At 72.7% G+C, this 12962-nt stretch carries 8 protein-coding genes; 3 read left to right on the top strand and 5 right to left on the bottom strand.

Features of this window, described 5'->3' with window-relative positions; translation table 11 throughout:
- Positions 1-54: 54 nt before the first annotated feature.
- A complete protein-coding gene (locus ACFUO4_RS37970; protein WP_079309989.1) occupies positions 55-2019 on the bottom strand; it encodes an FAD/NAD(P)-binding domain-containing protein in 1965 nt (654 codons plus the stop codon).
- Between the two features lie 336 nt (positions 2020-2355).
- Between ACFUO4_RS37970 and ACFUO4_RS37965 the strand changes: the two genes are divergently transcribed.
- Positions 2356-2646 (top strand): acyl carrier protein, encoded by a 291-nt coding sequence (locus tag ACFUO4_RS37965; RefSeq protein ID WP_079309988.1) that lies wholly within the window; start codon positions 2356-2358, stop codon positions 2644-2646.
- A gap of 10 nt (positions 2647-2656) precedes the next feature.
- Here ACFUO4_RS37965 and fdxA read toward each other — a convergent pair whose 3' ends face one another.
- The 3 genes from fdxA to ACFUO4_RS37950 are packed head-to-tail and all read right to left on the bottom strand — an operon-like array spanning position 2657 to position 5909.
- Entirely contained in the window at positions 2657-2977 is a 321-nt protein-coding gene (fdxA, locus tag ACFUO4_RS37960; RefSeq protein WP_079309987.1) for a ferredoxin, read from the bottom strand.
- Positions 2978-3025: 48 nt separating this feature from the next.
- Positions 3026-4051 carry a 2-oxoacid:ferredoxin oxidoreductase subunit beta gene (locus tag ACFUO4_RS37955; protein ID WP_383493610.1) on the bottom strand — a complete coding sequence of 342 codons (1026 nt, stop codon included), beginning with the start codon at positions 4049-4051 and terminating at the stop codon, positions 3026-3028.
- On the bottom strand, positions 4041-5909 hold the full coding sequence (locus ACFUO4_RS37950) for a 2-oxoacid:acceptor oxidoreductase subunit alpha (protein ID WP_383493607.1): 1869 nt from the start codon (positions 5907-5909) through the stop codon (positions 4041-4043). Before ACFUO4_RS37950 ends, ACFUO4_RS37955 begins: the two co-directional genes overlap by 11 nt.
- 321 nt (positions 5910-6230) lie before the next feature.
- On the opposite strand from ACFUO4_RS37950, the gene ACFUO4_RS37945 reads away from it, so the two are divergent.
- Together ACFUO4_RS37945 and ACFUO4_RS37940 are read left to right on the top strand one after the other, a co-directional pair.
- Positions 6231-8594, top strand: a complete 2364-nt coding sequence (locus ACFUO4_RS37945; protein WP_383493604.1) for an ATP-binding protein — start codon at positions 6231-6233, stop codon at positions 8592-8594.
- Positions 8594-10153, top strand: coding sequence for an AMP-binding protein (locus ACFUO4_RS37940; RefSeq protein WP_383493601.1), 1560 nt, complete (start codon positions 8594-8596; stop codon positions 10151-10153). The genes ACFUO4_RS37945 and ACFUO4_RS37940 overlap by 1 nt, the downstream gene beginning before the upstream one ends.
- Positions 10154-10572: 419 nt before the next feature.
- Here ACFUO4_RS37940 and dxs read toward each other — a convergent pair whose 3' ends face one another.
- The gene (gene dxs / locus ACFUO4_RS37935; protein ID WP_383493598.1) at positions 10573-12897 is read right to left on the bottom strand and encodes a 1-deoxy-D-xylulose-5-phosphate synthase; all 2325 of its coding nucleotides are present in this window, start codon (positions 12895-12897) and stop codon (positions 10573-10575) included.
- Positions 12898-12962: the final 65 nt, after the last annotated feature.

Raw genomic sequence — 12962 nt, 5'->3', positions numbered from 1 at the left:
ACCGGCGACCGACGGCCGACTCACGCCGGGGCCGGTCCCTCGCGGCGGCGGTCGTCAGGCGGCCTCGGTCCCGGCCGCCGCACCCGGCAGCGTGTACGCCGGCGTGGCCGCCAGCGCCAGCACGGCACGGGCGATCGCGTCGGAGTCGCCCAGCGTCACCGAGTTCACCCCGGGCCGGATCCCGGCGGCCGTCACCCAGTGCACGGACTCGGTCGGCACGCCGTAGGCGAAGCGCCGCGGATGCGCCCGGCCCGAGGCGTCCACCAGCCGGTAGGGCCGCTCCGTGACGGCGAGACCACCGGTCTCGTACGTCCGCGAGCCGGGACCGTGGATGCGGTAGCGGCTGCACTGACCGGTCCGGCGCAGATGCAGCAGCAGCGGGTCGGCGGTGCGCCGCAGGTCGATGTCGGGCAGTCGGGCCTCGATCAGCACCCGCGCCCGCACCTCCGAGCCCGGCACCTTCGGCGAGGACGCCACGAACTGCCGCGCCTCCTCGTCCAGTTCCATCCGCACATCGGGCCCGACGACGGACAGCACGCCCGCCTCGATCAGCGCGATCATCTCCCGGATGCGGGAGGCGGGCGGCCCGATCGACAGGAACGCGTTGAGCGGGGTGTACCAGCGGTCCAGGTCGTCGCGGTGCGAGTCCGCGGTCAGACCGTTGTGGTCGATCAGCAGCCGTATCTCGTTGCGCAGATCCCGCAGCGCGTCCAGCGCCGCCTTCACCGGCCCGGACACATTGCCCTCGAGGGCGTCCGCCACATCCTGCCCGAGCCGGGAAAGCAGCCACTTGCGCCAGGCTCCCGCACTGTCGAAGGCGGCGCCCTCGTCGGGACGGGCGACCCGCGCCCAGTCCCAGCGGTCGGCGGCGGCCACCCCGTACGCCTCCAGCACCGCGCGCTCGGCGTCGCTGTCCCACGGCGTCTCCAGCAGCCGCTCACGGAAGGCGTCCACGACGTCCGCCTTCTCGGTACGGGCCAGCAGCGCGGTGTAGTAGACCGACTCCGCCTCCTTGGCGATCAGCGGCCAGATGTCGGCCCTGAAGTCCAGGCCACCGCGGAAGACGGCCCGTGCCCGCAGCTCGGCCACCTTCGCCTCGGTGAGCAGTGCCGGGTGGTACCGGCCGTGCGCGCCCTTCTCGTTCTCGCCGCGGGCGTGGTACGGCACCCCGCGCCGGGAACCGGCGTGCAGTGCCGGCTCGCGGCCCGAGGGCCGGTAGACCAGCTTCCCGTCGACCTCCTCGTACACCCCTCCGCGCCCCTCGGTGAACAGCGCCATGTAGTCGAAGAAGTTCAGGCCCAGCCCGCGCAGCAGCACCGGCTCGCCCGGCTCGACGAAGTCCAGGTCGATGTCGGCCGGGTTGACGGGCCGCACATGCCTCAGCCCCAGAGCGCGTGCCTTCTTGTGCAGCCGGGCCAGGGCCTCGGGGTCCTCGGCGTCCACATGGCCCAGGGAGAGCACCACCGCGTCCAGGTCGGTCAGTTCGCGGCCGTTGTCCAGGCGCACGGTCTGCGAGGGATCGCCGTTCTCGGCCGCGTCGTCCAGGGCGACGGCGCGGGCGTGGTGGACGACGACGTCGACATGGTCCGGCGCGAGTGTGACGACCCGGTAGAACACCCACTCCAGATAGTGGCCGTAGAACGCGCGGGTCGGATACGTGTCGGGACCCATCCTGCGGGCCTCCGCGAGCAGGCCGTCGTCCAGACCACACTCCCCTGGCTCCAACGACGCCATGAGTTGCGCCCATTCGTACAGGCTCGGCCCGGTTTCCAGCGGTCCCTCCATCTCCACCGACTCGTCGGTGAAGAGGGTCACCTGCGAGGCGACGGTGTTCATCAGCAGATGTCGGGACTGATCGCCGCGCCAGACACGTCCCGAGCCCGGCCGCTCGGATTCGACCACATGCACGGTCACCCCGGTGTCCGGCTCGAGGGCGGCGTTGGCGCAGACACGTGCCAGCACCGACAACCCCCTGGGCCCGGTGCCGATGATGCACATGGTCAGTCGCTGGTTCCCCATTGTTGCTCCTGCTCGGCGTGGAAAGGCACGGAAAAGGCATGGAAGAGGCGGCTCCAGTACGAGGGAAGGAAAACCGCTGCGCCGAACGGGGGTCAACGAATGACCGCCCCGAGCGCCGTGCCGGTGCCGACGACCGGAAAAACGTGCCAGTGTTCTGCCGCATCGCCCCTGCCGAGCGGGTGTCTTGTGTGCCCCCGGGCCCCCGTCCCGGCACGCCTTGCCATACGACTGTCATGCCGACCCTCTTCAAGCCCGGCTTTAGCCCCTTCGCGGACACTGGCCGGACCCCGCGCCTTCAGGGACCGGACCCAGGCCGCCATCGCCGAGGAGCTCTCCATGACGACCCGTACCTCCGGGCAGGCCGCGCTCGCCGCAGCACTGCGCGGCTGGCTCACCGCTCGTCTCGCGCTCTACCTCGACCGCCCCGAGGCGTCCCTGGACGACCGCACCCCGCTCGTCGCCTACGGCATGGACTCGGTGACGGCCCTGAGCCTGTGCGGCGACCTGGAGGACGAGCACGGTCTGATCGTCGACCCGAACCTGGTCTGGGACCACCCCACCATCGCCGACATCGTCGACCACCTGACACCGCGTCTGACCACGCGGGGCACGGACCCGGACCGGTAGGCCGTGCGGGTCAGGCGCTGACGGCGGACGTCTCCTCGACCACCGGGTGGTCGGCGCCCAGCGGGCCCGTCGCACTCGCGCCGCCCGGCGAGCCGACCGTCTCGAAGATCTCGGCGCCGGCCGGACCGAACGCGCTCCACTGCTCGGGCAGGTCGTCCTCGTAGAAGATCGCCTCGACGGGGCAGACCGGCTCGCACGCCCCGCAGTCCACGCATTCGTCCGGGTGGATGTACATCATGCGCGGCCCCTCGTAGATGCAGTCCACGGGGCATTCGTCGATGCAGGCCTTGTCCTTGACGTCGACGCAGGGCTGAGCGATGACGTACGTCATGACGGGACTCCTCGTAAGGGGAAGGAAGACGGGGCGGGCAGGGGCGGGCTACGCGCCGACGGTCCAGGTGTCGTTGCCGGCCAGCAGGGCGGCCAGGTCGCCCTTGCCGTACCGCTCGATCGCCGCGTCGAGCTGGTCGGCCATCTGCGTGTCGTACACGGGCCGTTCGACGTCACGGAACACCCCGATGGGGGTGTGGTGCAGGGTGTCCGGGTCGGCGAGGCGGGACAGGGCGAAGGCCGTGACGGGGGAGGGGGAGCGGGCGTCGTGGCGGAGGATGTCCGCCTCGTTCCCGGGTGTCACGTCGACCACCTCCAGGTCACCGGTGCCGGCGTCGCGGATCACGCCTCGTGAGCCGTCCGCGCCGAAGCGGATCGGCTGCCCGTGTTCGAGGCGGATCACCGCTTCCTCCGCCTGCTGCTTGTCCTTGAGGACCTCGAAGGCGCCGTCGTTGAAGATGTTGCAGTTCTGGTAGATCTCGATCAGTGCCGTGCCCGGGTGGGCGGCGGCCTGGCGCAGCACCTCCGTGAGGTGCTTGCGGTCGGAGTCCACCGTCCGGGCGACGAACGATGCCTCCGCGCCGAGCGCCAGGGACACCGGGTTGAACGGGGCGTCCAGCGAACCCATCGGCGTCGACTTGGTGATCTTGCCGACCTCGGACGTCGGGCTGTACTGGCCCTTGGTCAGGCCGTAGATCCGGTTGTTGAAGAGGAGGATCTTGAGGTTGACGTTGCGGCGCAGGGCGTGGATGAGGTGGTTGCCGCCGATCGACAGCGCGTCGCCGTCACCCGTGACCACCCACACGCTCAAGTCCCGCCTGGACGTGGCCAGTCCGGTGGCGATGGCGGGGGCGCGGCCGTGGATGGAGTGCATGCCGTACGTGTTCATGTAGTACGGGAAGCGGGAGGAGCAGCCGATGCCGGAGACGAAGACGATGTTCTCCTTGGCCAGGCCGAGTTCGGGCATGAAGCCCTGGACGGCGGCGAGGATCGCGTAGTCCCCGCAGCCGGGGCACCAGCGGACCTCCTGGTCGGACTTGAAGTCCTTGGGCAGGAGGCGGAGTTCAGTGGTCATGGATCGTCGCCTCCAGCGCGTCGGCCAGTTGTTCTTCCTTGAACGGCATGCCGTTGACCTGGGTGAAGGACCGTATGTCGGTCAGGTAGCGGGCTCGCAGCAGTCCCGACAGCTGGCCCAGGTTCATCTCCGGGACGACGACGTGCTCGTACCGCCCCAGTACGGCGCCGAGGTTCTTCGGGAAGGGGTTGAGGTGGCGCAGGTGGGCCTGGGCGATGGACTCGCCGGCCGCGCGCAGTCTGCGGACGGCGGCGGTGATGGGCCCGTACGTCGATCCCCAGCCCAGGACGAGGGTGCGCGCCTCGTGCGGGTCGTCGACCTCGATGTCGGGTACGTCGATGCCGTCGATCTTGGCCTGCCGGGTGCGGACCATGAAGTCGTGGTTGGCGGGGTCGTAGGAGATGTTGCCCGTGCCGTCCTGCTTCTCGATGCCGCCGATGCGGTGTTCCAGGCCGGGCGTGCCCGGGACCGCCCAGGGGCGGGCCAGGGTCTGCGGGTCGCGCTTGTACGGCCAGAAGACCTCGGTGCCGTCGTCCAGGGTGTGGTTCGGTCCCTGCGCGAACTGCACGGTCAGGTCCGGGAGTTCGTCGATGTCGGGGATGCGCCAGGGTTCGCTGCCGTTGGCCAGGTAGCCGTCGGAGAGGAGCATCACCGGGGTGCGGTAGGTCAGTGCGATCCGGGCGGCTTCGAGGGCGGCGTCGAAGCAGTCGGCCGGGGTGCGGGGGGCGACGATCGGGACCGGTGCCTCGCCGTTGCGGCCGAACATCGCCTGGAGCAGGTCCGCCTGCTCGGTCTTGGTCGGCAGACCGGTGGACGGACCGCCGCGCTGGATGTCGATGACGAGCAGCGGCAGTTCCAGGGAGACCGCAAGACCGATCGTCTCGCTCTTGAGTGCCACCCCCGGACCACTCGTCGTCGTCACCGCCAGGCTGCCGCCGAACGCGGCACCCAGCGCCGCGCCGATGCCGGCGATCTCGTCCTCCGCCTGGAAGGTGCGGACGCCGAAGTTCTTGTGCCGGCTCAGCTCGTGCAGGATGTCCGAGGCGGGGGTGATGGGGTAGGAGCCGAGGAAGAGCGGCAGGTCGGCCTGGCGGGACGCGGTGATCAGTCCGTAGGACAGGGCGAGGTTGCCGGAGATGTTGCGGTAGGTGCCGGTGGGGAAGGCGCTGGCGGCCGGCGCGACCTCGTAGGAGACGGCGAAGTCCTCGGTCGTCTCGCCGAAGTTCCAGCCGGCGTGGAACGCGGCCAGATTGGCCTTCATGATCTCGGGCTTCTTGGCGAACTTGGTCCTCAGAAAGCGCTCGGTGCCCTCGGTGGGCCGGTGGTACATCCACGACAGAAGGCCCAGCGCGAACATGTTCTTGCTGCGCTCGGCCTCTTTGCGGCTGAGGTCGAACTCCTTCAGCGCCTCGACGGTCAGTGTGGTCAGGGGGACGGGGTGGAGGCGGTAGCCGTCGAGCGAGCCGTCCTCCAGGGGGCTTTGCTGGTAGCCCACCTTCTGCATGGCCCGTTTGGTGAACTCGTCGGTGTTGACGATGATCTCGGCGCCGCGCGGCAGATCGCCGATGTTGGCCCGCAGGGCCGCCGGATTCATCGCGACCAGGACGTTCGGCGCGTCACCCGGGGTGAGGATGTCGTGGTCGGCGAAGTGGAGCTGGAAGGAGGAGACGCCCGGGAGGGTTCCGGCCGGTGCCCGGATCTCGGCGGGGAAGTTCGGCAGCGTCGACAGATCGTTGCCGAAGGAGGCCGTCTCGGAGGTGAAACGGTCACCGGTGAGCTGCATACCGTCACCCGAGTCCCCCGCGAAGCGGATCACCACTCGGTCGAGACGCGTAACTGGCTTGGCCTGAAGGCTCACTGTGGTCGGCCCCTCGCTTCATTCCGGACTCTCACGCGGCCGCCCATTCGACCGTCCCGTACTTGTGAAGGGCTAAATCCGCCAGGAGGCGCCTTGATTCGACGCCATCGCGAAATGGCTGGATCGAACCCCCTTCCCGGGTTTTCGGCCTGGTCGGAGCGGTCGGAGCGGGCCACGGGACTCAAACGGACGTCCGGATTCTTCAGAGGGCCTTAAGTCAAGGTCGAGTCGTGGTCCCTAGCGTGCCGTGGCACACCGTGGAGTACCGGGAGTACCCGAGCCTGTGGCGCATATCGGCGCCCGGTGGTCCTGAGGGGAAACATGCTGACCGATTTGCCGGTGTACGAGCCGACGACGGAGATAGTGGGCCGCGAGCTGGAGCTGACGTCGGTGTGCGGACGGCTCGAGGACGCCGGCCTGCGGCTGATCACACTCGCGGGAGCCGGAGGCGTGGGCAAGAGCCGCCTGGCCGCCGAGGCCGCCCAGCTGCTGGACGGCGCCTTCCCTGGCGGCGTCCGCACCGTGGACCTGCCCGCCTGCCCCGGCCCCGAGGAGGCGGTGGCCGCCGTCGCCCGGGCCGTCGACGCCCTGGGCGGGCCTCCTCCCGGGGCGCACGAGCCCTCGACGGCGGGCGACGCCGCTGCCGCGCACCGCCCGGCGGGCGGCCCCGCGCCCCGGCCCCGGGCGCTGCTGATCCTCGACGGGGTGGAGCACATCGCCGCCCGGCTGGCCCCCGCCGTCGCCGACCACCTGGCCGCCCACCCCTGGCTCACCGTCCTCGCCACCGGCCAGGAGGTGCTGCGCATCTACGGCGAGCAGGTGGTCCCCGTGACAGCGCTGCCGGCGCCCGGCCCGCTCATCGAGCCCGACGTCGCCGACGTGCAGGACAACCCGGCCGTGCAGCTGTTCACGCGCCGCGCCCACGAGGTCAACCCCGGCTTCGCGCTCACGGCCGAGAACGTCGCCTGCGTCGTCGACATCTGCAACCTGCTGGAGGGTGTACCCCTCGCCCTGGAACTGGCCGCCCGCCGGCTGCGGTTGTTCCCGCTGCAAGAGGTGCAGTCGTGGCTGCACCGGGCCGGCGACAGCCACCTGTCCGGGCTGGTCGACGTGCCGCCCCGGCAGCGCTCCCTGCTCGCCGCCGCCGAATGGAGCTGCCGGGGACTGACCGCCGGCCAGCGGGCGCTGCTCGCCCGCCTCGCGCTGTTCCGGCAGGGCGCCACCCTCGCCACCGCCGAGAAGGTCTCCCCGCTGCCGCCCGCCGAGACCGCCGCCGCGATCGAGGAACTGCTCGACCGCAACCTGCTCCGACTCGACGAACGCCAGCACACCGACAGCCGGTTGACGATGTCGCGCACCATCCGCGTCCACAGCCTCGCCGTCCTCGACAGCGACCCCGAGGAGGCGATGGCGGCCCGCCGGGCCCACGCCCAGCACTACCAGAAGCTGATGCACTCCCTCGAGGGCCGCTTCTACGGCTCCGAGCAGCAGCACTGGCTGCGGCTGGCTGTCGCCGAGCACGACAACGTCCTGGCCGCCCTCGACCACATGGCCGAGGGCACCGACCTCGCCGCGCGGGCCGCCCTGGTCGCCGCGTGTCTGCGCCCCTGGCTGGTCAGAGGCGAACTCAAGGTGGGCCTGCACTGGTTCGACTCCACCGCGCAGGCCCTGCACGAGGCGGCCGACCGGTCCGACGGCGGTGAGAAGGAGAGCGACCTGCGGCTGCGGGCCCGGCTCCACACCGGCGCCGGCCTGCTCGCCGCCGCCCTGGGCGACCACGACGGCGCCGCGCACCGGCACCGCAGAGCCGTCGCCCTGTACAAGCGCCTGCGGGACGCGCGCGCCGGGGCGCTGGCCTCGGCCCGCATGGGCCACGCGCTGTTCCGGTGCGGCGACCAGGCGGTCGGCCGGTCCCTGCTGACCGCGTCCCGCGCCGCCCTGGAGGGACAGGGCGACACCGTGGGTTCCGCGGAGGCGGCCGCCTGTCTCGCCGAGGTGGCGGCGGCCTCCGGCCAGCCCCAGGAGGCCCTGCCCCTGCTGGAACGGGCCGAGCGCATCCAGCGCCAGAACGGCGAGATCCGCGACCTGGCCCGCACCCTGCATCTGCGGGCCCAACTCGCCTGGGACGAAGAGGACGAGGCCGGCGCGCAGGCGGCGCTGCGGCAGAGCCTGACCCTGTACGACTCGATCGACGAGCGCACCGAACTGCCCACGGCGCTCGACACGTTCGCCCTGCTCATCCAGCGGGGCGCGGGCCAGCCGCAGCGCGCCACCCGGTTGCTGGCCGCCGCCGAGAACCTGCGGCGGCGTACCGGGGTGAAGGTCGACGGCGAACGCTGGGGCCGGCTCCAGAGCGCGGTCACCGACCTGCGCGGCCAGCTCGGCTGGAGCGTGTTCGCCACCGCCTGGGTCGAAGGACTGCGGATGCGGCCCGAGGCGATGGTCGCCGAGGCGCTCGCCGCGGTCGAGCCCGGCCAGGGCACCGAACGCAGCGAGGCCGCCGCCCTCACCCCCCGGCAACTCCAGGTGGCCCTCCTGGTCGCCGAGGGCATGACGAACCGGCAGATCGCCGCCCGGCTCAAGATCGCCGAATGGACGGTCGTCAACCATGTCCGCAACGTGATGCGCAAACTCGGCTGCCGCTCCAGAGTCCAGGTGGCCTGGGCCGTTGGCAGGCGACGCTGATGACGGCGTCCCGGCACGCACCGCAGGACCTCTTCCTGCGCACCGGTCTGTGGGCGGCGCAGCCGGCCCCCGCCGCCGAGGCACCCGCCCCCCGCGACGGCGGCGTCCCGCTCGCCGACCTGCTGGCCGCCGTACGGCCCCCCGCCGAGCAGCGGGCCCGCTTCACCGCGGAGGGCCACTGGCGCACCGGCACCCTGCTGCACGACCTGTACCGCCACGCCGCCGCACACCCGCACCGCACCGCGATCGTCGCCCACCGCGCCCACCACCCCGCCGCCACCCGCGTGCTGCGCATCTCCTACGGCCAACTCGCCCGCTACGTCGACCGGTTCGCGCACGCCCTGGACGCCCTCGGGGTCCACGCCGACGACCCCGTCGCCTTCCAGCTGCCCAACCGGTGGGAGACCTGCGCGCTGCTGCTGGCCTGCCTGCGGATCGGCGCCGTCGCCGTACCCGTGATGGCGGGATACGGCGCCCGTGACCTGGAGAGCGTCCTCGGGGCCGCCGAAGCCCGGATCTGTGTCGTCCTCGACCGGTGGGAGGGCACCTCGCCCGCCCGGGTCCTGGCCGAGCTGGCGCCCGCCCTGCCCTGGCTGCGCCACCGCGTGGTGCTCGGCGACGCGGCCGACACCGGCGCGGTCGACTTCACCCGGCATTTCGTGCGCACGCCCCACGAACGCTACCGGCGCCACGGCTGGCTGCCGCTGCCCGCCCACCTCGCCGACCGGATCACCCTCGCCGTCACCTCGCTGGGCCTGCACTCCGCGCACAGCATGGCCCTGCACACCCCCAACACCCTGCACGCCGGCCTGGACCCGCGGGCGCACACCACCGCGTTCACGGCACTGCCGCTGGCCGCGCTGCCGTCGCTGTTGCACGCGGTGGTCGGCCCGCTCACCCACGGCTCCACCGTGGTCCTCCAGGACGTGTGGGACCCGGAGACGGCACTGGAGCTGATGGCCGCGGCCGAGGTGCGCGCGGCGCTGGCGACCTCCGCGCAGTGGGCGGAACTCGTCGTCGCCCAGGAGCAGCGGCTGCGCCCGCCGGACGCCCTCGAGCACGCGCTGCTGCCCGGCGGGTCCGGTGCCACCGGGCAGCTGGCGCTGCAGGTCCGCGAGACGCTGCGGGCGCCGCTGGGGGCGACCGCCCGCGAGGAGGGGGACGGCGGGCCCGGTCCCGCCTCGCCCGTGGCGCTGTGGCGCCGCGAGGCTGGTGGGCTGCGCCCGGTCTGGGAGCGGGACCCCGGCGGGGTGAGTGCCGTCACCGAAGAGGTCGGCGGTGTCTTCCTGGTGCCCGTCACCGAGGTCGAGGAGCACCTGCTGGCCCATCCGAACGTCGCCGAGGCCGCCGTCGTCGCCGGCACCGACCCCGAACACGGCGAACTGGCCTGCGCCGTCGTGGTCCCCGAGGGCGACCCGCCCACCCTGCTGGACCTGCGCACCCATCTGCTCTCCCGCGGCATCCTGACCGCCCACCTCCCCGCCCGCCTGCAACTGGTCCCGTCCCTGCCCCGCTCCACCACCGGCCGAGTCCTGCGTCACCACCTCCCCACCCCCTGACCCACCCCGCCTCAACTCCTCCGGGGCCCACTCGAACCCCCACCGGTCGCCCGACACCGGCGCCGCCCCACCTCGGGTCCACCCGCCGCACGGCCGTCCGCCCGCCGCATGGCCGTCCGGCTGCCGCCGGTCGACCGGCGGGACCGCCGCGCTCTCGTCCGTCCGCCGCCCGTCGACCGCCACCGGCGCCGCGCGTCCCGCTTCACCTCCTCCGGGGCCCACTCGAACCCCCACCGATCGCCCGGCACCGGCGCCGCCCCGTCTCGGAGTCGTCTGCCGCGCGGCCCGTCCGGCCGCCGCCGGTCGACCGGCCGCACCGCCGACCTCCCGCACGACCCGCGATGCCCGCCCGGTCACCCGGTCACCCGGCCGCCGCCCGTCGACCGGCATCCGCGTCTGTCCGCCGCGCCGCCCACCTCCTACGCCGCCCGTCCGGCCGTGGCCCGCACCCCGGTGCCGGCACGGTCGAGGGTGGCGCTGACCTGCAGGGCGATGTCGCTCGGGGTGATGCTCAACTTCCGCAGGATCTCAGCGCGTTCGGCGTGCTCCAGGAACTCCTGGGCGATGCCGAACTTCCGCAGCGGGGTGTCCACCCCGGCCGCCCGCAGCGCCTGCGCGACCGCCGAACCCACGCCACCGGTCAGCTCGTTCTCCTCGACCGTGACCACCAGCCGGTGCCGGCCGGCCAGGGGCACCAGACCGGGATCGACGGGCTTGACCCAGCGCGGGTCGACGACGGTGCAGCCGACGCCCTCACCCGCCAGCAGCGCGGCGGCGTCCAGCGCGGTCCGTGCCATCGAACCGACCGCGACGATCAGGACGTCCTCCCCGTCCCCGCGGTGCAGCACATCGATCCCGCCGACCGTGTCGACCGCGTCGAGATCCGCGTCCAGCTCCCCGTCGGGGAAGCGCACCGCGGTCGGCCCGTCCGCGGCCACCGCCTCCCGGAACAGCTCGCTCAGCCGCCTGCCGTCCCGCGGTGCGGCGATCCGCAGCCCCGGCACCACCTGGAGGATCGACATGTCCCACACACCGTTGCGGCTCGCCCCGTCGTCCCCGGTCACCCCGGCCCGGTCCAGGACCAGCGTCACCGGGAGCCGGTGCAGGGCGACGTCCAGCAGCGCCTGGTCGAAGGCCCGGTTGACGGACATGGCGTTCATCGCCACCACCGGGTGCAGTCCGCCCAGCGCCAGCCCGGCCGCCGAGGTCACCGCGTGCTGTTCGGCGACGCCCATGTCGAAGGTCCGCTCCGGGAACGCCCGGGAGAACTCCGCCAGCCCCGTCTGCTCCATCAGCCCGGCCGTCACCGCGACCACGTCACGGCGCCGCCGGCCCGCCGCCACCAACTCCTCGGAGAACACCGACGTCCAGGTGCGCACCGGGGCGGCCGCCTCGCGGCGGGCGCGCGCGGCGTAAGAGCCCCGGGCCCGGTAGCGCTCCGGGTCGTCGCTCTCCGCGGGTGTGTGACCGGCGCCTTTGACGGTCACGGTGTGCACCAGGACCGGCCCGCCGTGTTCCCGGGCCTGCTCCAGCGCCTTCTCCAGGGCCGGAATGTCGTGCCCGTCGACCGGACCGACGTACTTCAGCCCCAGCCCCTCGAACGGGTTCTGCGCGACGGCCACCTCCCGCAGTTGCTGCCGGGCGCCCTGCAACCCCTCGTACAGGGTGCCGCCGGGCACCGGGGTGCGCTTGGCGACGATCCGGCCCCACTCCAGGAACCGCTCGTAGGCGGGCGAGCCCCGCAGCCTGGTCCCACGCCCGGTACCCGGCGCGGGGGAGCGGCCGTTGTCGTTGAGGACGATGACGACCGGCCGGTCCTTGGCCGCCGCGATGCTGTTGACGGCCTCCCAGGCCATCCCGCCGGTCAGCGCCCCGTCACCGATCACCGCGACGACCTTGCGGTCCCGCTCGCCGTTGAGCTGGTGCGCCTTGGCCAGACCGTCGGCGTAGGACAGGGCGGTGGACGCGTGCGAGTTCTCCACCAGGTCGTGCACCGACTCGGCCTGCGAGGGATAGCCCGACAGACCGCCCGCCCGCCGCAGCGAGTCGAACCGGTCGGCGCGCCCGGTGAGGATCTTGTGCGCGTAGGTCTGGTGGCCGATGTCCCACAGGATCTGGTCCCGCGGTGACTCGAACACCCGGTGCAGGGCGAGCGACAGCTCCACCACACCGAGGTTCGAGCCCAGATGGCCACCCTTCTCGGGAACCTTGCGCACCAGCAGATCGCGGATCTCGCCGGCCAGCACCCGCAGCGCGTCGTGGTCGAGGCGGCGCAGGTCGCGTGGGGAGCCCACGGTGGCCAGCAGCGAACCCAGTTCCTCCTCGCGGGCCCGGTGCCCGGCCGCCGGCACGAACCGGATCCGGGCGCCCGGCTCCAGGCCGACGTCCGGGCCGGTGCGCGGCGGATCGCAGGCGATCAGGATGTTGTAGTGGTTGGGGAAGTGACAGGCGTCCCAGCCCAGGACCGTGCCGATGCGCTCCCGGCCCACCCACACCTCGTCACCGCGGTCCAGCACACCCGCGCCGGCGATCTCCGCGAAGCCGAGGAAGCCCACCCGGTCGACCCGGCCGCCGGGCGGGGTGTCCACCTGGTCGGTGGTGACCAGCTCGTGGACCTCGCCCTGCTGCACACACCGGCTGCGGTGCTCCTCCAGGACCATGCCCCGGTCGTCCCGGCGGTGCTTGAGGACCTTGACGACGGTGCCGTCGACGCTCTTCTTACGGCCGTTCTCCGGGTGTGCCATGACGTTCGGCTCCTTGGCGTTGCGTGAGGGGCGGTGGGGCGGAGGGACGGGCGGAGCGGACGCCG

The organism is Streptomyces sp. NPDC057280 (assembly GCF_042668605.1).
Lineage (GTDB): Bacteria > Actinomycetota > Actinomycetes > Streptomycetales > Streptomycetaceae > Streptomyces.
Note: the sequence above shows the minus strand (reverse complement) of the source record. Positions and strands in the feature narration are given on the sequence as shown.